The 19,433-nt window shown below is 44.8% G+C and carries 20 protein-coding genes; all 20 read right to left on the bottom strand.

All coding sequences use genetic code 11. The features are described 5' to 3' along the window. The gene (locus M0L20_RS23765) at positions 1–1,092 is read right to left on the bottom strand and encodes a hypothetical protein (RefSeq protein ID WP_248479524.1); all 1,092 of its coding nucleotides are present in this window, start codon (positions 1,090–1,092) and stop codon (positions 1–3) included. Next, the gene (locus M0L20_RS23760; protein WP_232563193.1) at positions 1,089–2,246 is read right to left on the bottom strand and encodes an N-acetyl sugar amidotransferase; all 1,158 of its coding nucleotides are present in this window, start codon (positions 2,244–2,246) and stop codon (positions 1,089–1,091) included. The genes M0L20_RS23765 and M0L20_RS23760 overlap by 4 nt, the downstream gene beginning before the upstream one ends. Further along, entirely contained in the window at positions 2,243–3,010 is a 768-nt protein-coding gene (locus M0L20_RS23755) for an AglZ/HisF2 family acetamidino modification protein (protein WP_262924003.1), read from the bottom strand. Before M0L20_RS23755 ends, M0L20_RS23760 begins: the two co-directional genes overlap by 4 nt. Then, positions 3,003–3,629, bottom strand: a complete 627-nt coding sequence (hisH, locus tag M0L20_RS23750) for an imidazole glycerol phosphate synthase subunit HisH (RefSeq protein WP_232563195.1) — start codon at positions 3,627–3,629, stop codon at positions 3,003–3,005. Before hisH ends, M0L20_RS23755 begins: the two co-directional genes overlap by 8 nt. A 51-nt stretch (positions 3,630–3,680) precedes the next feature. Continuing rightward, entirely contained in the window at positions 3,681–4,424 is a 744-nt protein-coding gene (locus tag M0L20_RS23745; RefSeq protein ID WP_232563196.1) for a TauD/TfdA family dioxygenase, read from the bottom strand. A 113-nt stretch (positions 4,425–4,537) separates the two neighbouring features. After that, complete coding sequence (locus M0L20_RS23740; protein WP_232563197.1) at positions 4,538–5,473, bottom strand: glycosyltransferase; 936 nt, start codon at positions 5,471–5,473, stop codon at positions 4,538–4,540. A 2-nt stretch (positions 5,474–5,475) separates the two neighbouring features. Beyond that, positions 5,476–6,906, bottom strand: a complete 1,431-nt coding sequence (locus M0L20_RS23735; protein WP_248479523.1) for a glycosyltransferase family protein — start codon at positions 6,904–6,906, stop codon at positions 5,476–5,478. A gap of 36 nt (positions 6,907–6,942) precedes the next feature. After that, the gene (locus M0L20_RS23730) at positions 6,943–8,097 is read right to left on the bottom strand and encodes a glycosyltransferase family 4 protein (protein ID WP_248479521.1); all 1,155 of its coding nucleotides are present in this window, start codon (positions 8,095–8,097) and stop codon (positions 6,943–6,945) included. A 26-nt stretch (positions 8,098–8,123) separates the two neighbouring features. Then, positions 8,124–9,134: a glycosyltransferase gene (locus M0L20_RS23725; protein WP_248479519.1), complete on the bottom strand. Its 1,011-nt coding sequence runs from the start codon at positions 9,132–9,134 to the stop codon at positions 8,124–8,126. A 10-nt stretch (positions 9,135–9,144) separates the two neighbouring features. Next, on the bottom strand, positions 9,145–10,116 hold the full coding sequence (locus tag M0L20_RS23720; RefSeq protein ID WP_248479517.1) for a glycosyltransferase family 2 protein: 972 nt from the start codon (positions 10,114–10,116) through the stop codon (positions 9,145–9,147). A gap of 171 nt (positions 10,117–10,287) precedes the next feature. Then, positions 10,288–11,094 carry a glycosyltransferase family 2 protein gene (locus M0L20_RS23715; protein ID WP_248479515.1) on the bottom strand — a complete coding sequence of 269 codons (807 nt, stop codon included), beginning with the start codon at positions 11,092–11,094 and terminating at the stop codon, positions 10,288–10,290. A gap of 37 nt (positions 11,095–11,131) precedes the next feature. Continuing rightward, entirely contained in the window at positions 11,132–11,857 is a 726-nt protein-coding gene (locus M0L20_RS23710; RefSeq protein ID WP_248479513.1) for an NAD-dependent epimerase/dehydratase family protein, read from the bottom strand. Further along, positions 11,854–13,095 carry a glycosyltransferase gene (locus tag M0L20_RS23705; RefSeq protein ID WP_232563204.1) on the bottom strand — a complete coding sequence of 414 codons (1,242 nt, stop codon included), beginning with the start codon at positions 13,093–13,095 and terminating at the stop codon, positions 11,854–11,856. The genes M0L20_RS23710 and M0L20_RS23705 overlap by 4 nt, the downstream gene beginning before the upstream one ends. A gap of 3 nt (positions 13,096–13,098) precedes the next feature. Then, positions 13,099–14,025 carry a nucleotide-diphospho-sugar transferase gene (locus M0L20_RS23700; protein WP_248479511.1) on the bottom strand — a complete coding sequence of 309 codons (927 nt, stop codon included), beginning with the start codon at positions 14,023–14,025 and terminating at the stop codon, positions 13,099–13,101. 1 nt (position 14,026) lies between these two features. Further along, positions 14,027–14,878 (bottom strand): glycosyltransferase family 2 protein, encoded by an 852-nt coding sequence (locus M0L20_RS23695; protein WP_248479510.1) that lies wholly within the window; start codon positions 14,876–14,878, stop codon positions 14,027–14,029. After that, positions 14,875–15,582: an FkbM family methyltransferase gene (locus M0L20_RS23690; RefSeq protein ID WP_248479509.1), complete on the bottom strand. Its 708-nt coding sequence runs from the start codon at positions 15,580–15,582 to the stop codon at positions 14,875–14,877. The genes M0L20_RS23695 and M0L20_RS23690 overlap by 4 nt, the downstream gene beginning before the upstream one ends. Then, positions 15,579–16,436 (bottom strand): glycosyltransferase family 2 protein, encoded by an 858-nt coding sequence (locus M0L20_RS23685; RefSeq protein WP_248479508.1) that lies wholly within the window; start codon positions 16,434–16,436, stop codon positions 15,579–15,581. Before M0L20_RS23685 ends, M0L20_RS23690 begins: the two co-directional genes overlap by 4 nt. 57 nt (positions 16,437–16,493) lie before the next feature. After that, entirely contained in the window at positions 16,494–17,474 is a 981-nt protein-coding gene (locus M0L20_RS23680) for a hypothetical protein (RefSeq protein WP_248479507.1), read from the bottom strand. A 42-nt stretch (positions 17,475–17,516) separates the two neighbouring features. Then, complete coding sequence (locus M0L20_RS23675; RefSeq protein ID WP_248479506.1) at positions 17,517–18,455, bottom strand: nucleotide-diphospho-sugar transferase; 939 nt, start codon at positions 18,453–18,455, stop codon at positions 17,517–17,519. A 51-nt stretch (positions 18,456–18,506) separates the two neighbouring features. Beyond that, positions 18,507–19,373 carry an FkbM family methyltransferase gene (locus tag M0L20_RS23670; protein ID WP_248479505.1) on the bottom strand — a complete coding sequence of 289 codons (867 nt, stop codon included), beginning with the start codon at positions 19,371–19,373 and terminating at the stop codon, positions 18,507–18,509. Positions 19,374–19,433 lie beyond the last annotated feature (60 nt).

The raw sequence follows: 19,433 nt of genomic DNA, 5'->3' as shown, positions 1-19,433 counted from the left end.
TTATTCAGGCGTTGATGATGCTTCGTACTTACCCTGCTTACTAGCCGGATAATTCTGAAAAAACGATGTCAGGAATGCACTGACGTCAATCTGATCGGCAAGCATCTTCTGCCGCTTTTCCTGAAAGACTTCCCCTAAATTATTGGTTGTCAGCAAATCATAGAGTTTTGACAACAACAGATCAGGTTGTCCGGTTGTAATCCCAAACGTTAATCCGTAGCGATGTTCCAGTTCGCTTAATATGGATATTTTGCTTGTAAAACCGCTGTACCGTATTGACGGTATGCCTAGCATTGCCGCTTCGACGCTCATACTCTGACTGTCTGATATCAGCAACGTTGCGTAGGCCAGGACATGGTGCATATCAGATGGATGGATCGGCAATTGATAGGCTTTATACATTTCCGCAAGCTTGCCTTCTGCACTGATCCAGACTTGGTAGCCATAGCGATTCATAATTTCGTGAATGATTTCATCAAGCAACCGTTGATCAATTCCCCGCATACCAATATCATGGTGGGCCGCCAAGCGGGAAAGTCGGATAAGTACGTATTTTTTTGTAAGCGAGTACGTGGCCAGGACAGAAGCGTCGGGACTGAATACAGTTGGGTGCAAATAGCCCAGTTTCATATAGCCTCGGTAACCAAATTTCTTTGCCCCCCAGTTGCCTACCTCGCAGATTTCCGGGCACAGGATTGTTTGGGTAAACGGATAAGTCAGATCGGCTAATTTTTTGATAACTCCATAATCGTCTTCAACAATAGTAATCCGGTTGATGCGAAGCAGTCGGCCAAGCTGAGCGATGGCGGCATCAGTTCCAATCAGTAAGTCAGGTTTACTTCTGATCAGCACGGGCAGCATGATGGCCATGCGCTTCAACAAACTAATCAGCATCGCTAGCCTGGAGTGGCCACGCTCGACAGGCAGAATGTTGCGGTGGGGAATACCGTCTTTCTGAATGAGTGTCTCCAGTACATCCTTACTTCTAATTAGCACGGTCACCTGATTTTCATTCTTGGCCAGTAAACTGCGGATGGTTTCGCGCATGGCGAGGTACTGAGCCGGATGGCCAAAGTAGAAAAGAAATTTCATGATTGACGGGATGAACCCAGTGCTTCATTAGCCATTACAGTCATCGGTGTGAACGCATACAATCGGCGAACAAGTGGTCTTAAGCCACTGGCAAGCTTGACAATCAGACTGTAATTCGACGGATAATCGAACGTATTTCTAGCCACTGCTGACCAGATCTTTCCGAAAGCGTCATCGGTTAGCGACAGTTTTTTCTGCACGTAGGCGCGGGTTGCTTCCAGTTCATGATCCGGTGCAAACGGCTTATTCAACTGCGCTAGTGCCTCGTCACGTGTGATAGCGTTGCTGAGCACCTGTGCCGACAAGTTAATCTTTCGTTTGTCGATGCCAAACTTACGCGGCAGCCAATAAGCCATGGCGAATTTTGTAAACAGGTTTTCGTGATGATGGCCTCCGTAGTCTTTCCAATCGTACAGTTCCATCATCAACTGCCGGGCATCCTGCTTTTTGTAATCCAGATAGTAGTATGGGCGAACATCTTTAACACCTTTGATCAGTCCCGAATAAGCCATACGGGGTAGTGTCAGCATCGGGTACGTTTTTAGTGGCACGCCTGACCCATACCGCTTGTGAATATAACGTAACTGCCGGTCGTCAGCGTAAGTCCACTCTTTGGGTTGTTTGCCTTCGGACCGAAAATCGTTTCCCCGCAAAATATATTGAATACCTTCAGCCTGCGCTACTTTATACATGCAGGCTTTAATAGCCAGATCAGTAGGCGCATCAATCCAGGGAATACCGGCTTTCATATATGACCGTAGAAGATCCTGAATTTCTGCGTAGTCGATCACGTAGGTTTCGAGGTCGATACCCAGCGCCGACGTCACTTTATAGATATTCTGAACCGCGATTTCACTGCTAAATCCGTTATCGAGATTAACGGCCAGAGGGCGCAAGCCGTACTGAATAGCAGTGTGCAGAAGATATGAACTATCTACGCCCCCACTCACGCCTACCACACAATTGTAGCGTTGGTTATGTCCAGCCTTTTTGATTGCCGTAACGAACGCATTCCACGTAGCCAAACCCTTTTCACCACGTGGATAGGTATCCATCATGGTTTCCTGCAATTTGCAAAAGTTTGATACGCCGTTCTCATCAAACGTGATACCCGGAATTGTTTCATCCCAAACGCCTTTGGTACAGATTTTCATGCCAGATTGAAAAGATTTACTAATTCGTCGTTTTTCGGGTAATTCACCAGAACAGCTTTGCGAGGACCATGATAGACAAACAATGACCCAGCCGCTACGGCTGACGCATGGGCTTCCTCGACAGCCAATTTAAAATCAGCTAATTGCCCGGCCCCGCCAGCGGCTACAACCGGAATGCTCACGGCAGCAGCTATGGTACGCGTCAGGGTCAGGTCATATCCCTGCATCATACCGTCATGCTCAATGGATGTTACCAGCAATTCACCCGCGCCATTGGCTTCCATCTGCTGTGCCCACGCTACCGGATCATGACCAGTTGCCCGGCTGCCACCTGCTGTGTATACCTGCGCTTTTCGCCAGAAATTTTTCTTTACGTCGATAGCCACCACGATAGTCGAACTGCCAAACTCATCGGCAGCGGCTTTCACGAAAGCGGGGTTTTGTAATGCGTATGTGTTCAGCACTACTTTTTCGGCGCCAGCGTTAATCAACTCTTTGATTTGTTGAATGGTCTGAATACCTCCGCCCACCGCAAACGGCATATTCGCTTCATCACCCACTTGCCGCACAAAATCCAGATCGATGACGCGATTTTCTTTCGTCGCCAGAATATCGACCAACACTAACTCATCGGCGCGCAGGTCGTTAAAAATCTTAACGGCATTGATTGGGTCACCGACGTAAGTATAATCGCGAAACTTCATCGACTTGACCAAACCTTTATTTCGCAGCAACAACAGCGGTATAACACGGGGCCTAAACATTCAGAAAATTTGCGATTAGTTGTTCGCCCCAGTCGTGACTTTTTTCTGGATGGAATTGTGTACCGTAGATGTTCTCTTTCTGGATGGCCGATGCAAACGCGTAATCATAGGTGGTTAGCGCCAGTGCATCCTGCGGTTGCCGACAAACCACGTGGTACGAATGGACAAAATAAAACATGGCTTCCGGCGACATATTCGCGAACAGACCCGATGTTTTCGCCGTCTCGGCTGTGTTCCAACCCATATGCGGCACTTTGTAGGTCAGGCAGTTACTAACAGCAAATCGCCTAACGTCAGCATCAAACCACCCGAGCCCCTCAACGTCACCTTCTTCGCTCCAGCGAGCCATCAGCTGCATGCCAAGACAAATACCCAGAATAGGCGTGCGCTCGATAATCACTTTGTGATTCAACGCATTCCATAGCCCCAACTCTTTTAATTTGCGAACGCCATTGGCAAAATGACCCACGCCGGGTAGTACGAGTTTATCAGCTCGAGCCAGTACGTTAGGGTCCGACGAAATGCGGACATTAGCCTTGAGCCGATCAAACGTTTTCTGTACCGACCGCAAGTTACCCATGCCGTAATCAACAATCACAATCAGATCGGACGGACTCATTGCTACGCTTTATGAATGTTATAAAGGGAAAGAGCGTATTTGTTTTAGCGACTAAGACACGCTAAATCCAAAATTCATTGTACCAAATTTGGAATCAATTAACGCTCTGTTCATTAGTCGATCGCCTTCAAACGAATGTCTTCCGTGCAGCCATCTACCGTTTTGCACAATATATCCTTGACCATTATCTAACTTGAAAACATGTTGGCACTGATAAACTAGTGTTAAGAACACGCTCAACGCCTGAATTATTTCTGCTGAAAAATAGGCTATGTCGTCATAGCGGAACCGTATGTACTTACTGGCAGAACCCTGGCTATTAAAGATAGCCGAGCTATATTGGTGACTGCCCCTACCAAAAATCGCTCCGTCCGGCTGTTCCAGCAAACTTAATTCTGAAGGAAAACGGTTTTTCATTACATCATATATCTCTTTACCATCCGCCAGAATCGTATCGCCACCATGCGCAGCGGTTTTTATACAAAGCAGAGACGTATAAAACGGAGGATCAGCTACCGTTGCCCGATCTGTATGAGGCACCAGATTTTTGTCGGTGAGACCGGGTACGCCAGGTCTATCGATGCCATCTACTTTATGCGTAATCTGGGTCAGACCGTTTACGTCGGCGTCGGGATGATTAAAAAGAGGACCTATTTTACTACAAAGATCCAGAAAACAATCTATCTCAAAAATGCCATTGAACGTTATAATACCATGCTTGTCTAAAGCATCAAGAATGCTTTCTTCGTTCGCCTTATCAACGTCGATAAGATGCTTGAGAAAGAAGGAGTCCATTATAAATAGTTATCTATAAAGTGAATGAATTGTAGGCTGTTCTGTACGAGATATTCGGTGTATTGTTACCTGTTTCATTAATCAAGACCTTCTGAAGCGACCTGAGTGAGCAATTACAGTTGCTGGTAAACAGCATTGATTTGTTGCGCGATGAGTCGGCTATCGAACTGCGGTATATGTTCTCGTGCCTTAATAGGCTGCGGATTGTTCAGCACTAGCCGCAGTTTATCGGCCACATCGACAGGATCGTAGGTAGTGATATAACAGCCTTGAATTGACTGAATAACAGTACGGACATCTCCCACATCGGTTGATACAACGGGACAGTTACAGGCCAAGGCTTCTTTTACAAACTGCGGTGATCCTTCCCAAAATGAGGTCATCAGAGCCGCATCGACAGCCGTCATTAGGATGGCTACTTCCTGTCGGCTATAATTTTTCAGCTCTAGTAACTCGACGCTATCATCATGGAGCAAGCCAATTGCCTGTTTCGCCAATGGATAATTTTTGACTGCTGTAGCAAAGTTCGACGAAAATAGCACGTAGCGTTTATGCGGCAAAAGACCCATATGCTGACGGCTCTGTTGCTTGGGTCGTGGCCTGAATAGTTCGAAATCGACCCCGCACGGAACGACAACTCGTTTACGATGATCCGTAAAAATGGCCTTCTCAACCAGTGGCTGCGTAATATAGATCGTTCGGTGGCTTAACCAATCGACTAATGAGGACACTCCACGCAACACGGGTACGACGATGTCTGATCCATGAAATGTGGTCACAACCGGCACCTTTCGTTGGAGGTTAGCTAATAAACCCGCCACCGCTACGTGAGCATGGATGCAGTGATACATTTGACTATCAAGCTGTTGTTCCAGGGCGTTCAGGCACGACAGGTAGCCCGTCAGGCCTTTCCCTTTGATAAAAAAATAATCGAACTGGAGCGTATCGTTCACCTGTTTCAGCGCTTCCACCTGGTCGTAAATGAACGCCTGATGTTTCTCAAAATTGAAATTCAGTGCGTTGCCGCTGCACACAACAAGAATACGCATAGCTATGACCGTCCGGCTATTTTGAACCAGTTCCAACCAACAATCAGCAGAACGATAAATACTAAGTAGGGCTGGTAATATTTTTTGTTTCTCTGGTTCATCTGTGAAATACCATAGGCAGCAAACGTTAGCAGAAACGGCAGCAGAGGCAGATGAAACCGCTCCGACAGCGCAAAACCACTTGAGGCTAGTATGAGAATATACGAAGTAATGAACGCCAGTAACAGTACATGTTCGCGTAGTTTTCTTTGCTTGAACAAAGTAATGAGCGCTACGAAAACAAAGAAAGCATACACATTTCGGGTGAAGTAAGCGCCGGCCAGCATCATGGCACTCTGCTGCTCAGCAATGTTGACTAACGTGGGAAAGGGAGCCATAAGCATCAGCGGCAGAAATACACTGGTGGAGCCATAAACGGCCAGTTTATTATTTTCCCCTTTCGCTCTGTGGGCAGAAAAATTACGCATCTGGCTCGAAACGTTATTGCTACTATTCGCCAGGTATTCGTTTACATTGTCCGCTAACGGTGTGGTTGCCAAGAGGATAATTCCGGTTAACAGGATAAGCACTAATCCGATCCGTTTGGCTAATCCCGAAATTCGGCTTGATGTAAATACAGCCGCTATGAACATTGAAGCGATCAGGCAGGCCGCCAATACTGTTCGGAAGAAAAACAAGACGATAGCGAGCAAGCTGAGCAGGGCAAAATCAGCAAGTCTCAATCGGCGCGATCGAATGACCCGATCCCCCAAATAAATAAAGCTTACTACCACAAAAACCATTTCCGTTTCTTTCAGGTGCAAGCCGGTATAGTAAATCAGATTGGGAACAAGCATGGTCATGATACCAGCCATTCGTCCGGTCGCTTCACCAAAGTTATTCCGAGCGAGTTTGTAGGTAATGAGCGCCCCAAAACTGCCGATCACTGCTTTTAGTAGACGGGGAATCAGCAGGTTTTCGCCTGCTATGTAATAGACAAGGCCCAAATACATCGGATAACCCATATCCGAGTAATTCTTACCGATATACGACACGTATTGACTCCATTTGTTATCCTTAATAAGACCGAGTAACCAGAGCGCTTCCCCGTGATACCCCTTTGCATCGCCGGCTTCGAACTCAAACGGTTCGCCCAACATAGTGGTATAGAAAACGTAACTGAAAACAACCCAGACAATCCGAATCCAAAGCGAAGTCCGGAAGAGTTTTTTTTCAAAAACGGCGTTCGAAACATGGCTCCATCGCCGGGTCAGTTTATGAAGAAAAAAGAAAAAGCAGTAAACCTCCGCAAACCCGAACAAAATCCACAAGGGTGGTAATAATCGACTAAAAAAGAAAGCTGAACAAAGCAGAAAAGCGGTAAAAAAAGCCGTAATGCTTTTTTGCGTAAAAAATCGAGGTAGGTAGCCAAGTAACGCTGCTGGAGCTCGCATGGAAATAAACAAAAAGTAGAGCGTTAATTGTATCCTTCAGCTTTTGTACAAGTTGATGAGTATTGCTGCTATATGACTCCAGCGGTACTGCTCCGCCTGAATCAAATTGTTTTGACTAAAGTAATCGTGAAGCGGTTTGTCGATTAGTATCTGTACAATACTACGAGCGAAGGTATCAACATCACCATAGGTCGTTAGGAACCCATTAAGACCATGGTTCACTACGTACGGAATACCCCCTACGTTGGTCGCTACAATGGGCTTACCGAGTGCCATTGCTTCACAAAACACAATACCCTGCGACTCTTCGTGCGAATGCAAAATAAAAAGGGCAGCCTGTTGCAGATAGGCCAAAAGCTGGTCCTGGCTCGCATCGGTAATAACGTGTACGCAATCCTGTAGCGCCAATGTTTCAATCAAGCGGATCAACTTCTGATAGTACGCTTCATCGTTTCGAAAGCCAATGATATACAGATGCTGACCGGGCAGGGATGTCCGCACCTGCCCAAACGCACGAATGGTATACTCAAATCCTTTGCGTTCCGAGATGGACCCAATAGAAACAAGGTGTTGCTCCTGCTTGCCTATTGACGGCTGGTAATAGCGTTCGTCAATTCCTTGCGGAACAACCATCAACTGTCGACAAGGCAGCAGCCGGTGTCGTTGTACCCATTCTTTGACGTAATCGGTGTCGACAACTATCTTCGCTGTATTGTTGATAAGTAGCCATTCAATAAAACCGTAAAGCCATTGCTTCACTAAAAAGGTTTTACGCCGGTTGCGTTCATAGGCTTTCTGGTATTCTACATTGGCTATACCATGCACTGTTACCACGTAGTTACACCCCGACAATCGGAGATATATTGATATCAGAAAAACCAGCAGTGTCGTACCGTGCAGGTGGCACATATCCGGTCCATAATTTCTGATTTCGCGAATCAACGTACCAACCGATAATACCGAAAGTACTGTATAAGCGTAGCGGTTAGGGAGTCGTACCACCTCAAGGTTAGCCGTCGAATAATCACGTTCAAACACCAGGTATTGTTGATCAGGATAGGTAATTACTTTTACGTGTACGTTTGGCTGTTGCGTTAGTGCCTTGGTCAGCCCATAAACCGACGCTTCCATACCCCCTTTAATCAGGTCGTAGCTTTGCGGATAGACGCCATACTGAATTACTTTATACACGTGTATTAACGGAGAGATTCGGTTACTCAAACGACAACCAAGTGTTTTGTCAGCAGGCGCTGTAGAACAGCTCTTGGCTGAACGTAATCGAGGTAATACTGCCGAGCCCCCTGTTCGAGCGATTCTCGGTAGGTTGTGTCGGAAAGCACGTGCTCTACAGCCTGCCGAATTTCACCTTCTGAGCCCAAAACAAAATGAACATGCTTACCATTAATCAATTCAAAGGGCAATTCGTTGACCAATGGCGTTGTTATGATGGCTTTGCCTAGCGCTAGGTATTCAGCGAGTTTCCAGCCATGACATAGATCCCAGGCAGGCGTATTAAAAACAAGCACCGACTGCTTTGTTTTCGCTAAGTACTCTGTTTTAGGCAACCATTTGTCCGTTACAAAAGACTGAAAGAGCGGATTCAAGTTTCGCTTCGTGCTGTAGATAAAACCAACCTCATTGTTTAACCCCGATTGCTGCGTGACAACCTTGTAGAAATTGTAGCGTTTTTGGTTTACAGTCTCGTCGTTCCTGATCCACTCATCACTATTCCACAACGTATTGAACGAAAAAGCGTAGTCCGGTTTCACTTCACCTGGACTGTACTCTGTGATCGGTAAATGCCTGATTTGTTTAGCGTAACCTGATACAAACCGCTTCGAATAAAGACCGGTACGAAGCATATTGACAAAGCATAACCACAGCGTAGGAATTAGAGCCCATATTCGAATACCAAAGCTTGGTGGAATATTAACTATTTTCTGCTGATCGTCCTCGAACAAACCCGCCCGCAGATTTATCTTCCCGTAACAGTCGCACCAGCAGTAAGCAACCTGGCTGATGGCCGAAACATCATTGTAGTCGATTGTGTAGCGGATAATGATATTGTCCTGCTGAACCACGAAGTTCAGATTTGAATCGTCGGGCAATTCGGAAAAATAGTGCTGGTTAAAACGTACATTCGTTCGACCAAACAGATCGTACAACCCTTTGATGTAAAAGGCGCTGTACTCGATGTTAGCTCTCGGATCGATATAAACACGCGGCATGAAAAGAAATTTACGGGGTTGTAGGAATACGACGGCCCAATCGCACAAGTTTCTGTTTGCTTCGAGCTCCTATTTTCATTAGCCTGAAATAGAGTTGCAATAATAGTCTTGGGGTTTGATAGGTCCACCGGTAATAAACAGGTTGCTGAGGAAAGTCGACCTTCGCCAAAATCGCCTGTACTTCCGATTTGTATTTATTGGCTAAATAATACGGCAGTAGTGTACGAACCCGCAGACCGTCGAGCAACCGTTTCAACGCTACTGATTGCTGCTCGGCAGCTTTTAGGTAATCGGCATTGAAAATAAAATGAGCATCCGGATGATACAACTTGTACCCCCCAATGGCGCGGCTTTGGGCAATAACGTCTTGATTGGAGTAAGCCAAAGGCGTGTTCAGATAAGCCACTTTCCCAACTAAAGCCAGGCGTATCCACAGATCGAAATCTTCGCTAAACCGGAGGTTAGGTTTGAAGCCACCAACGACTAGAAAAGCCTGCTTTTGAACGACCACAAATGAACAATTAAGCAATACGCAAAACTGCGAACTATACGTCGAGATATAGTCTATATAGCCATCCCTAAATGTTTCGGTTAAGCCCTTCGGCTCAACTTTGCATCTGCCGTGTTTGACATAGTAGTAATTGCATCCAAACAGAATAGCCTCGTTGTATTTCTGAATCAGTTGTGCCATTTGCTCCAGAAAGGTTGGCTCCCACCAATCATCAGCATCCAGAAAAGCTACATACTCAAAGCTAGCGACCAAAACACCCCGGTTGCGAGTCACAGATACACCTGCGTTTGGTTGGTCAATGAGCTGAATTCTAGCGTCATTATAGCGAGCCACTCGTTGCCAACTGTCATCAGTAGATCCATCGTTGATGATAATTAGCTCGAAAGTTGAGTAAGTCTGTTGTAATACAGACACCACAGCCTTTTCAATGTAGTCGGCTTTATTGTAAAGTGGAATGACAACCGAGAACATAGGCTCTGCATTTAGCTTTTTTTCACTGTTGCAAGGTGTTTCAAGCTTAAGTGTGCATCCGCCAAAACAAGCCTAACTTTTGAAACAACATTTAGCAGTCGGTTGGCATAAGCGACGTTGACTTTAGTCAACGATTTTTGTTTTTCATCCAGCGGTTACTAGCTAAGCTTATTAGGCGAACAGCTTATCAGTCCAGAACAGGACTCTGTACAGATTGACAACCAAAAACCAGGTGAACCGATTGGCTTTTAGACGGCCTAAAATAATACTATCCGTAGCAAAACGCTCGTAATCAGCCAGAATGCGTTGAGGTAATTCTTGCTTTAGCACAGCAGCTCTTTCGTATTGATCCAGCGCTTGGTTTAAGGTACTAATGCCTGTATTGTCGAACCAAACTAAATCGATATTGCAGTAAGCTACCTGTTCATTTTGCAATCCAACGGCAACGAGGTAGAACTTCCAGTCAGAGACTATCTTAAACGACTCGTCATATAGACCATACTTATCAAAGAGCGATCGTTTGATGTAAGCTGAGCCGTGAAAAATTGTGCCTCGGTACAGGTCCAGAAACGTAATTGGCCGACCGGCGTAGCTTTTTTTAACTACCCATTTGTTACCAATGTCTCTAATTTCATTACCGTACACAATGCTGCAATCGCTGGGCATATCCGTCAACATGCGTTCAGTTACCTCAGGAGTAATCAAATAATCGCCTGAGTTCAAAAACTGGCAATAATCGCCCGTCGCCTGCCTTATCCCTTTGTTCATAGCGTGATAAATACCGCGATCCGGCTCAGATACCCAATAACTTAAGCTCTTTTCGTACTTTTTTATTATGTCGAGGCTACCATCTCTTGACCCTCCGTCAATGACAATGTATTCATAATCTGTTGACGTTTGCGTGATCACACTTTCAATCGTTTTTGCTAAACCAACCGTATTGTTATAGTTTATGGTAATGATGGATAGCCTAGGCATATACATGTACACTTACTGCTTTGACACAGAAATGCGACTATAATTCATAGTACTTTGAAAGCAGCCGATGTATATATTGGTCAGGTTGCCAGTAGCTTTCTTCTACATCTAGCAGTTGCTCAATATCGGTGCGAATGTCGAAAGAAATACCTTTTTCAACTTTCTCAAACACCGCACGCTTACCTATATACGTCTCAATAGCTTCAACAATTTGAAGCGGTTTTACAGAGTATGGATTAACGAGAGTAAGTATTCGATTTTGATAGGAACCACAGAGAACGGCCTGTTCGACCGCCAAATACAGATCATCAAGGCCAATCAGGTTACGTGTTGCGTGTTGCCAAATGGCAAATGACTTGCCTTGTTGAATATGCTCCCAGAAATAATTCATAATGGTGTATCGATTTCCCAATCCACCAACTACGTTTGATGCCCGAACAATCAAATAGTTCGGTGCCCAAGTGCTTATCAGTTGTTCAGCGGCCAGTTTATGAAGTATGTAAGGACTGTTTTTTTCCGTTGGATCATTTACACTCGCCGTACTGAAGTATACGAACAACTGGTCGGTCAGTTTGGCTAGTGTTTTTTCTAAGAGTACCCGTTCTCGGATGTAGGGTGCCGTACGAGTCTCTTTTGAGTTCGACACGCCAGAGGCAAATAGTACAATATCAGTTTGACCTGTATATTTACTAAAGCGTTGCGCAATCATACCGTTACCAATGACGGTGGCTGGAGCTAACAGCGAGTTAAATACCTGGTTCATGTCTGTATCAGTTGGGACATCCTCTCGAGATAGCTTTCGTTGCCACCATACATATTGATCACGAAATTTCGACTGTCTTGACGAAGTTGTTGTAACTCGCACTCCGATAGGTTCAACAGATAGTTGATACCAGCCGCTAAGTCCTGAGAATCATTATGCTTGGCCCGGTAACCTGTCTTACCGGTATAGACTAAATCACCACCAATACCTGTTTCAAAGGAAACGACTGGCGTCCCACACATGACTGCCTGATTGATCATTGTTGGTCCAGAATCCTCCAGGGTGGGGCAGACGAAAAGATCAGCAGCCTGATATGCCTTTATAAGTTGCTCTTCGGTTAGATTACCTACCAGCTTAAACTGAGGACGCTCTTCGGATAGTGGTGCCGACCCAGCAACTAGATACGTTACATTTTTCGCTTCAATGTGTTCTAATGCATTAATTAACAAATGCATTCCCTTTCGTTTTTCGACTAGTGAAGTAGCGCCAAAAAATACGACTCGCTGTTTTTCGTCAATGTTAAAAAAAGCTTTTGCATCCGACTGATTCCCTGGTCTGTACTTGGTTTCATCGACAAGGTATCCCGGTAATTTTATAATTGATTTATGCTTAAACAAGGCAGAATTTCTGGCTCTCTTCAGGTCATTATCAGAAAAAACCAGTAGTGTCACGTCATCGGGAAGGTATTGTTTTTTGAGCGCTAAATTCTTTTTTGGAATCGCTTTGATACTTGCTTTCAGCATCGCCGGACAACCGCTGCAATCTGTTTCGAAACCTGCACAATCCCAGGGATAATGACATCCCCCCGTGATTGGAGCGTTATCCAGCATCAAGATGTATACTTTGGCACCAGACCGCTTTTGTAATTCATGCAACGTCTCAGCATTGATAAAATCGCTAACCCAATGAACAATAATAACATCTGGTTTAACAGGTAGCAAAGCCAGTATTTTACCGGCTGTTATCGTAGAAAACCGATCATAAAGTGTATAAAAATAATAGTCATTTGCTGTATCAGATTCCGTGTACTGCTGCTTTGCTAATTTTCTTTGCAGTTTGGCGATAGGTTTTTCAAGACCTTTAGGATAGGGTATCAGATGAGGATAACTGGTCTTCACATCCATAACAACCAAATACGTATTACAATCTGTCTTTCTCAGGAGATCATTGAAATGTAGCGTAAACTTGCCTGCACCACCGTAGTCAAAAGCCGAAAGATTTAGTACTACTTTTTTCATTAATCAAACCGTTGATGCTGTTAAAATCTTGATCAGTTTAAGGGTTACCCTTTTAAAAGTAGTGCGCTTTTCCTGGCTGATAAACCGCTCAAACAGATACCAGTCAAACAGCTTATCCAGCTTTTTTGCAGGTGCCTTTAACGGGAGGTCCATACGATATAAGGGAATATTGGCTAACAGATCGTTTTCGTAAAACGAGTGCGTTGCATCAGCATTAAAGCCTATGTTCTCAACTAAGTTAACGGCTGGAACGGCTGTCTTCCCGCCGTTTACCCATCTGGCAAAAGCCCACTGAAAGTCCCAGACGTCATCCGGTCTTGTCGCCTGATACTTCGAAAATTCGGTCTGATAATGATTGAAATACGCTTGATTAAATAGCGTGTTTTTCACCTTTTGCTGGCCGGCAGAAGTGTCCCAGCCAGTCATCTCATAGTCAAAGGCGTTCCAGGCTCTTCGCCAGGTAGCCCACCCCAGACTATGAGCCATATAACTAAAAAAGTAGCTGCATTTCTGGTAACCCCATTTTCGTAAGGCATTGGTACCCGTAATCATATATACCTGTTCATCATGCCTGTATTTTTCAAGCAATGATTGACAGTACGGAAAGAAACTGGGGTCTGGTACACAGTCGTCTTCCAGAATAATACCTTCTTCAACTTGCTCGAAAAACCAAGTGATTGCCTCCGCCGGACCACGGCCACACCCCCGGTTTTCGGTTCTGAATAACGTCTTAACTGTACAGGGCCAGTCAATCTGTTCGATTACTGCCCGCGCAGCTTGGCACCGCACTACATCCGTCGGTTTTTCGGAGCGTGGGCCATCACCAGCTACAAACAGGTATTGAGGCTTTGCGGCACGAATGGCGTCGAATGTTCGCTGGGTGGTGTCGGGGCGATTAAAAATAAGTAGTAAGATAGGGATCTCGAACATATTATTGGTCAGACTTACGCGCGAACAATCTTTGCTTCAAAGCGACTATTCCAACCGCTCGATCATATATGAACTGTATTGTTCCATAAAGCAGTCCTTTCGATTTTACCCACTCCCACATGCTTAATTCAATCCTTTTGGCCATCCAGGTTTCATAATCAGCTAATACCCGTTCAGGAACTACCTGTTGGAGAATCTGCCGGATCTCTTCCTGCGATTGAACGCTATATTCATGTCTGTTCGAGAGGCCCTCCAAATTATAATCGGCAACGACGCAATCAAGCATAGCGACAGAACATTGATGCGTAATAACGGATCGAATCCAGAATTCGTAGTCACCGTGGATCTTGTATGTTTCCCTATAATTACCCAGCCTATCGAAAAGCGCTTTTTTTATGAAAGTTGACTGGTGTGGAATCGTAGTTTTATAAAATGAATTGAATGTTATTTCTCCAGTCGGTTTATACGTATGAATGATGCGTCCATTTTTTGATACATGACAACCACCAATCAATAAATCAGCCGTTTGTCTTTCGTTAAAACACCGTTCAAGAACCTGCTCATCTACGAACCAATCCCCCGAATTGAGAAAAAGACAATATTGCCCCGTTGCCCGTTCGATGCCTTTGTTCATCGCATGGTAGATACCTCTATCGGGCTCAGATACCCAATAACTAATCGCATCGGTATAGAAGTCAATTATTTCGTGACTTCCGTCATTGGAACCACCATCTATTATTAAAAACTCGAAGCTCGTAAATTTCTGATTTATAACACCTTGTATTGTTTGCTCTAGGCCTGCCCGGTTGTTTAGGTTAACCGTAATAATTGACAGGAGTGGCGTAGTCTTCATCGAAAAAAATAGCCTTCCACTTGTAGCAGTTCGCCTGTTTCATAATTACGGTGTCCACTATCGATAAGTTTTAGCTTATATCCTTCCTCCCGCAGCAGATTTATCATTTCATCCATTAACGTTTCCCCTTCATACATTGGCTGGAGCGAAAGTTCCATCTGGAATCCTTTGATTTTGTTGAACGACTGCCGACTTCCTTCAAATACCTGTCGCTCAAAACCCTGCGTGTCGATTTTTACGTATAAGTTTTTGCCAGGTCTGTAATACTGATCAATGATTGAATCAATTTTCTGCACACGAATGGTTTCCTGTCGAGTGTAGACGGCGTCAGGAGCACTTTCAATATGCACGGGCAGCATATCAAGTATTGAACTACTGTATGAATTTGTCGACACATTTATTTCAGTAGAACCATCATAATGACCTATTGCACAATGCACCGTTTTCCAGTTTGGATCGGAAGCCACATTCGTCTGTAGTTGCTGGTGTGTATCAGCAATTGGTTCAAACGAGACAAGTTCCCCTGAATAACCTAACGTCCGGGCTCTTCGTCCAAACTGTCCAGTATTGGCGCCCACGTCAAAAATTAGGTTAATCTGGAAGGCATTTATTAAGTCGAGCCACTGCCGGACAATCGGGTCCGTTGGCAGATGCAGGATGTCGTAGCCGAACCGCTGGGCGACGTTCTTTACTAATTTCCTCACGAAGTACGCTGATTAAAAAAAGTTCGCTGTAGAAAACGCTTCAAGCGGTGACCAAACACGCCTACGCGGATAACGCCCGCACGTTTCAGAAAGTGATAAACCTGATATTCTCGGCTTTGTAACCACAGTTGGCTCTGGCTCTCAAGGCCGCTAAGCTCTTCATAATCAGCCACGAATAATGGATATCGTTGTTGCAGAACACTCAATTGCTCTCGGCGCGGCAACGAGGCTGTGTTGGGGTTGCAACTTATTCCGTCCATGTTGAAGTTCGCAACTGTAACGGGGTAATGCTGGTACGAACAACCATGAATGAGTAGCGCTTCTAAAAAAAACAACCAGTCGGACGTGATTTTCAAGTGTTCATTGTACAAACCAACGGCGTCAAACAAACTGCGCCGAATAAAGGTGGCTTGATGAGGCAACGTACCCAGAAACAAGGTTTTAGCAGTGAGCTTATCGGGTGAAGAGACGAACCATTTAATCGCGCTCGTCTGGGTATCGAAAAAATAAATGTCGCCTGCCACGATGTCGGCTTGCGGCCTCTTGGCAAAGACAGTTGCCAGCGTTGTTGACTCCACAAGCCAGTCACCCGAATTTAAAAACAGGCAGTACTCACCTGTAGATGCTTGTATTCCTTTGTTCATCGCATGGTAGATACCCTTGTCGGGTTCGGATACCCAATACGCCAGTTTATCAACGTGTGATTTCACTAGTTCAACACTACCATCGGTGGAGCCGCCATCGATTATAATAAATTCATAATCAACAAATGTCTGATCGAGGAGACTTTGGATTGTTTTAGCTAACCCGTCAACATTATTCAGATTAACAGTAATAACCGATACTAAACTCATAACTCACAAGACATCTGCCGAACGCTTTTCGAATGATGAGGGTCTTGGTAGCAAAACTTACCAGTAACATCCGTCTTCAATCAACGTAAATTTTTGGGGTCTTTCGCTATCCGAGGGCCTTACCCAATGGTCATTCATCAACTCGCGACTACCATCGTACTTCTCCCAGCGCTTGCCTCTTATGCCGAAAAGCATTTGGGTAGCCCCGCCTAAGTGAATACCAATTTTATTATTTCGTTTCGCATGAGCCGCTAAATGAAACCCGTAAGCACCGCATCCAACAATAGCAATGTCATAGTCTCGCTGATCCATTTGTGCTTTCATGTAGTCGAGCGATTGAAACCAGTCAGCAAACTGCGTTTTTGATTGCCCAGCACTTTGCACAGCCTTTAATACATCCAACTGTAAGTCAGGTAAAACGCGCTTATCGTCAAATAAAAGATGGCGAAGCAAGTACTGCTTTCGGATGGTGTCCTCAAACGGATGAACTACCAAAACCTTTTTCCCGGCTAGCACTTCGCTCCAGGGATTTTGATGATAATAAGGCTCAAGGTCTGGCAGTTGCACTTTTATTACATGACGAAGTTCGGGAGTAAGCAACCGCTCGCGGTATAGCCAAGAACCCAAAATATCTAATTGTCGTATATCCTCTAACACTAAGCTGGTGTATCGGTGAGCGTTTGTTAAACTGTACGGAAAGAAGCCCGAAACATTTATCATATCATCGATAACCCTATTTTCCCAGCCGAATGCTCGGATCTGGTTACGAACATAGTAAAGCCTTTTTCGAAGCCACCAGCTCTTTTCTTCTGTTATAAGATACGTTGTCAGGAATGCAAGTTCGGTTGCTCCAAAGCGGGCAACCATCAAAGGTTTACCCGCTGTGATCCGTTCTTTAATTAAGTCAGACGCGACCTGCCCCCGAAACTGGGCATCTTCGAAATGGTACGATACACCATCGTACGATCCGTTTTGAGGATGCAGGTTATTAACTAGTATTTTTAATAACGACAAGGTTTTTCGCTCAACCACATTCATACTCAGCTATTTTACAACCTGTCAGCGCAACCGCGCGAATCGTCAGGCAGTTTGTTTATAACGAATTATTCGCTTTATCAACCTTTTGAATTTCTTGAAACGGGTATCAACATCCATAGCACCAAATAGCGTGTTTTGAATGAATTCATCAGCTTCATAATTACGCTGAATTTTGCCTGGATGACGTACCGGAAACGCTAGATCATGAGTGGGCACATTCGCAAAATAATTAGTAGGATCTTTCGAATGTGTTGCGTCGGGACCATAGCCAATATTAGAAATCAGGTTTGCCGCCGGTATAACCGCAAGTTGATTTCGCTTCATGCAGTGGTAATGGAATTGGATGTCCCAAGTATCATCCGGTTTTTTTTCATACGCCCAATCGAAGAGTTGTTTCCAGAACAACTGGTATTTCTTTTCCCGAAAAAGTGAGTTTAGAAATCTCTTCTGGTCCAGCGTTGGCCAGGATGCGATATGGTATTCATAAGCGTCCCAACTTCGTTTCCAGGTTGCCCATCCGTTGGTACTCGGAAACAGCGAGAAGTAATAGTCAGCCCCTAGCTGCATAGGCTGTACTGGTTGGAAATTGTTGCCCGAGATGATTGAAATGTTCGAATCGTTCCGGTATCGTTCGAGCAGCTCCGCACTAAACCGGAAAAACGCTTCATTAGGCAAACAGTCGTCTTCGAGAATTATACCTTCATTGACGTGTTCGAAAAACCACGATATGGCTTTGGATGGCCCACGCCCGCATCCGATATTCTGGTCGAGAAATCGGGTATTAACCTCACACTCCCAATCAATCTGCCCTAGCACCCATTCCCGCACATATCGACAAGTATCTACCTCACCTTCTTTATCAACCCTGGGGCCGTCGGCGGCAATAAAAAGTTGTTTTGGCTGCTGACTTCGAATAACGTTAAAAACTCGCTTGGTCTCTTCTCTTTTATTGAAAATGATGAATAGAATCGGTACCTGCATAAAAACAGCACGTTAGTAATTCTCTTTTATGGACCAAACGCCAGAAACGTTCTACGCCAGAAAATTTCGGTTAATTCCAATCGTCAACTCGCCCGTGTTGATGAAGTCGAACCCGTAATCGGACAGGCATTGATAAATGGTTTGACGACAATCGAACTCGTCATGGATTTCGAGTGCAATGCACTTCGTATATTTCAGAAAAGTAGGTTCAGCAAAGAGTTCTTTTTCGGCCCCTTCGATATCAATTTTTAAGATATCAATACAATCAAAGTTATGCTGTTCCTTGATGTGCATTATGCTATAAGCCGGTACGACGTGGTTTGTATTTTGCTCAACTTCTTGGACCCGACGAGACCAGCTAAGTTGATCTCTAAAATCGTTAACTAATGTTAGCTGACCATTGTGACACCAGACCGCACCCCAAACACAGGTTACGTTTTTTTGGGCCAGATTTGCCGTTAATACGTTGAAATTATCTATATCGGGCTCTACACTAACAATTGACGCATTCGGGAAATGAGCCGAAAAATACACTGACGTCAACCCGATATTACCGCCTGCGTCTATGATAGAAGCCGCGTCTGCCCCAAAATGATTTTTATATGTCTCTACAACCGGTTTATATTCTTCCCAGCCAAGTATCTGTTTAAAAACAGCCACATCACTGCTATCAGATCCAGTTCTTAAGCGAACGGGTGTGTTGTAAATACCACGAAAGGATATTGTAATTGAAGATTGTTCCTGTTGACTGATATACCCGTTCGCCAGACGAAGGCAATCGAAGAATTCTAAATCCTGAAGCTGCTGTTCTGACAATTGCAGACCAGCCCTTTTCCTGAGCAATAACCCAAGCATGGCAGCTGCCGTTGCGGGATCTAGCCGTCTTATATCCAGAATTTTTTTGACTTGCTGAATCAATTTATAGTAATAGTTAAAGCTGTAAACATCTTAACCAGCCTAAACAAATTCCAGGAATAC

Source organism: Spirosoma liriopis (genome assembly GCF_023196085.1).
Lineage (GTDB): Bacteria > Bacteroidota > Bacteroidia > Cytophagales > Spirosomataceae > Spirosoma > Spirosoma oryzicola.
The sequence above is the reverse complement of the archived record's forward strand: the minus strand, read 5'-3'. Positions and strand labels throughout refer to the sequence as shown.

Coding starts and splice junctions, on each gene's coding strand:
- M0L20_RS23765 (WP_248479524.1), bottom strand. CDS start 1,092: ATGAAATTTCTTTTCTACTTTGGCCATCCGGCTCAGTACCTCGCCATG.
- M0L20_RS23760 (WP_232563193.1), bottom strand. CDS start 2,246: ATGAAAATCTGTACCAAAGGCGTTTGGGATGAAACAATTCCGGGTATC.
- M0L20_RS23755 (WP_262924003.1), bottom strand. CDS start 3,010: ATGTTTAGGCCCCGTGTTATACCGCTGTTGTTGCTGCGAAATAAAGGT.
- hisH (WP_232563195.1), bottom strand. CDS start 3,629: ATGAGTCCGTCCGATCTGATTGTGATTGTTGATTACGGCATGGGTAAC.
- M0L20_RS23745 (WP_232563196.1), bottom strand. CDS start 4,424: ATGGACTCCTTCTTTCTCAAGCATCTTATCGACGTTGATAAGGCGAAC.
- M0L20_RS23740 (WP_232563197.1), bottom strand. CDS start 5,473: ATGCGTATTCTTGTTGTGTGCAGCGGCAACGCACTGAATTTCAATTTT.
- M0L20_RS23735 (WP_248479523.1), bottom strand. CDS start 6,906: ATGCGAGCTCCAGCAGCGTTACTTGGCTACCTACCTCGATTTTTTACG.
- M0L20_RS23725 (WP_248479519.1), bottom strand. CDS start 9,134: ATGCCGCGTGTTTATATCGATCCGAGAGCTAACATCGAGTACAGCGCC.
- M0L20_RS23720 (WP_248479517.1), bottom strand. CDS start 10,116: ATGTTCTCGGTTGTCATTCCACTTTACAATAAAGCCGACTACATTGAA.
- M0L20_RS23715 (WP_248479515.1), bottom strand. CDS start 11,094: ATGCCTAGGCTATCCATCATTACCATAAACTATAACAATACGGTTGGT.
- M0L20_RS23710 (WP_248479513.1), bottom strand. CDS start 11,857: ATGAACCAGGTATTTAACTCGCTGTTAGCTCCAGCCACCGTCATTGGT.
- M0L20_RS23705 (WP_232563204.1), bottom strand. CDS start 13,095: ATGAAAAAAGTAGTACTAAATCTTTCGGCTTTTGACTACGGTGGTGCA.
- M0L20_RS23700 (WP_248479511.1), bottom strand. CDS start 14,025: ATGTTCGAGATCCCTATCTTACTACTTATTTTTAATCGCCCCGACACC.
- M0L20_RS23695 (WP_248479510.1), bottom strand. CDS start 14,878: ATGAAGACTACGCCACTCCTGTCAATTATTACGGTTAACCTAAACAAC.
- M0L20_RS23685 (WP_248479508.1), bottom strand. CDS start 16,436: ATGAGTTTAGTATCGGTTATTACTGTTAATCTGAATAATGTTGACGGG.
- M0L20_RS23680 (WP_248479507.1), bottom strand. CDS start 17,474: ATGAATGTGGTTGAGCGAAAAACCTTGTCGTTATTAAAAATACTAGTT.
- M0L20_RS23675 (WP_248479506.1), bottom strand. CDS start 18,455: ATGCAGGTACCGATTCTATTCATCATTTTCAATAAAAGAGAAGAGACC.